This window comes from Agromyces sp. NPDC055520 (genome assembly GCF_053619715.1).
This window is the reverse complement of sequence record NZ_JBSHJY010000088.1, coordinates 1-2,454: the sequence shown is the minus strand read 5'-3', so window position 1 is coordinate 2,454 and position 2,454 is coordinate 1. Positions and strand designations below refer to the sequence as shown.

At 67.1% G+C, this 2,454-nt stretch carries 2 protein-coding genes; both read right to left on the bottom strand.

The features are described 5' to 3' along the window. Positions 1 to 71: 71 nt before the first annotated feature. Positions 72 to 1,031: a D-alanine--D-alanine ligase family protein gene (locus tag ACWGST_RS16990; protein ID WP_452047847.1), complete on the bottom strand. Its 960-nt coding sequence runs from the start codon at positions 1,029 to 1,031 to the stop codon at positions 72 to 74. A 20-nt stretch (positions 1,032 to 1,051) separates the two neighbouring features. Next, positions 1,052 to 2,374 carry an aminotransferase-like domain-containing protein gene (locus ACWGST_RS16985; protein WP_452047846.1) on the bottom strand — a complete coding sequence of 441 codons (1,323 nt, stop codon included), beginning with the start codon at positions 2,372 to 2,374 and terminating at the stop codon, positions 1,052 to 1,054. Positions 2,375 to 2,454 lie beyond the last annotated feature (80 nt).

Here is a 2,454-nt window from a genome sequence, read left to right as displayed (position 1 = left end):
CGAAACGCTCTGTACAGACCAGCACAAGAGGGTCGGCCCGATCGGGCCGACCCTCTTCTGTCGCGAGCGATTCAGTTCGAGCGAGCTCGCGCTGCGACGACCAGCGATCCGTACAGCTCGGCGGCGGTGGTTCCCGACGCCTCGATCGCGAGCGGCACGAGAGACGTCTCGGTGAGGCCGGGGATCACGTTCGCTTCGAGGAACCATGGAGTACCTGACTCGTCGACGATGAAGTCGACGCGCGAGAGGTCGCGGAGCCCGAGGGTGCGGTGAGCGAGCGTCGCGGCATCCGACACTGCTGCAGCGACCGCCTCATCGAGGCGCGACGGTGCGTAGAACGTGGTCTCGCCGGCGTTGTACCGCGCTTGAAAACTGTAGACCCCGGCGGTCGGCTCGATCTCGACGGCCGTCAGCGCCCTTGGCCCGTCACCGGTGTCGACCACCGTGACCGCGACCTCGGTGCCGAAGACGCGGCGTTCGACGACGGCGACATCGGCATAGGTGAACGCCTCGACCATCGCGCGCGGCAAGTCGTCGGTGTTCTCGACGATGGAGACGCCCTGGGCCGATCCGCCCGAGGCGGGCTTCACAACGAGGTCGCCTTCGAGCGCCGAACGCACGACGTGCAGCACGCTCGACGCGCCGAGCTCACGGAACGACTCGTGGGAGAGCACGATCGAATCTGGCACCGCGACACCGGCTTCGTGCAGCAGCGAACTCGCCACCGGTTTCGACCAGGCCCGGCGTGCCGCCGGCCCGGAGGAACCGACCGTCGGCACTGAGATGGCGGCGAGCAGATCGAGCAACGAGCCGTCTTCACCACTCGACCCATGCAGCGCAGGGAATACGACGTCGGGCCGCTCGGTCGCGAGGAACGGGAGCAGACCGGCGTCGGGATCACGCACCACCACGCGATGCCCGGCGGCGGTCAGCGCAGCGGCGACCCGGCGGCCCGATCGCAATGAGACGTCTCGCTCGTGCGAGATGCCGCCGGCGAGAACCACGACGTACAGACCAGGAGAATCATTCATGATCAGGGGTTTCTCCACAACTACTTCAGGTCGGAGGGCGGTGCGGAATCGTAGCCGTCACCTGGTGGCAGCTGCAGTGTGCCGGTGCCGGCGAAGGTGTCGAGCAGGTCGAGTTCGCCGTTGACGACGGTCGCGAGTCGGCGGATGCCGATCTTGATCGCCTCGGGCGTCGGGTAGCAGAACGAGAGCCGCATCGCGTGCCGACCTCGACCGTCGGCGAAGAATGCCGTTCCGGGCGTATACGCCACGAGCTCCTTCACCGCTCGCGGCAGCATCTGCTTCGAATCGAGCACATCGGGCATCGTGACCCAGACGTAGAAGCCGCCGTTGGGGTTGGTCCACGAGAGTTGCGGAAGGTACTCCCCCAGCGCGTCGATCATCGCGTCTTTGCGCTCGCGGTACACACCGCGGAAGGTGTCGATCTGTGCGCGCCAGTCGGCCGTCGCCAGATACTCCGACACCACCATCTGGCTGAACGAGCTCGGCGAGAGGATCGCCGACTCGGCGGCGAGGATGAGCTTCTCGCGGATCGCGTGCGGTGCGACCGCCCAGCCGACCCGGAACCCGGGCGCGAGGGTCTTCGAGAACGACCCGAGGTAGATGACGCCGTCGGGATCGAGTGAGCGGAGGGCGTTGGGAGCGGGCTCGTCGAAATGCAGCAGACCGTAGGGGTTGTCTTCGAGCACGAGGATCTCGTTGGAGCGGCAGATCTCGAGGGTCTCGGGCCGCCGCGACGCCGAGAGCGTGACGCCGGCTGGGTTGTGGAAGTTCGGGATCGTGTAGAGGAACTTGATGCGGCGGCCCTGACCGCGCAGCGCAGCAATCGTCTGCCGCAGCGCCTCGGGGATCAGCCCGTGCTCATCGGTCGCGACGTGCGCGACGTTCGCCTGGTACGAACGGAAGATGCCGAGGGCGCCGACGTAGCTCGGCGACTCGGCGAGGATGACGTCGCCGGGATCGATGAAGAGCTTCGCGACGAGGTCGAGCGCCTGCTGCGACCCGGTCGCGGTCACGACGTCATCGGCGCTCGCGCGGATGCCCTCGATCGCCATGACCTCGAGGATCTGCTCACGGAGCCGCGGAATCCCCTGACCAGATCCGTATTGCAGAGCGGTGGCGCCATGCTCGCGCATGACCTTCTCCATCGAAGAGGTGATGAGATCGTGCGGCAGGGCCGACACGAACGGCATGCCGCCGGCGAGCGAGACCACCTCGGGTCGCGAGGCGACGGCGAACAGGGCTCGGACTTCGGAGGCGGCGAGCCCGGCGGCTCGCTCGGCGTAATTCGCGTACCAAGGGTCGAGATTGTTGCCGGTCCGCTGGGGGACGCCGTCAGATGCCACTGCGCTCGTTCCGTTCTGTTCAGGGTTTCAATGGTAGTTGCTGGGTACACGCGACAGGCCCGCCCGACATTCGTCGGGCG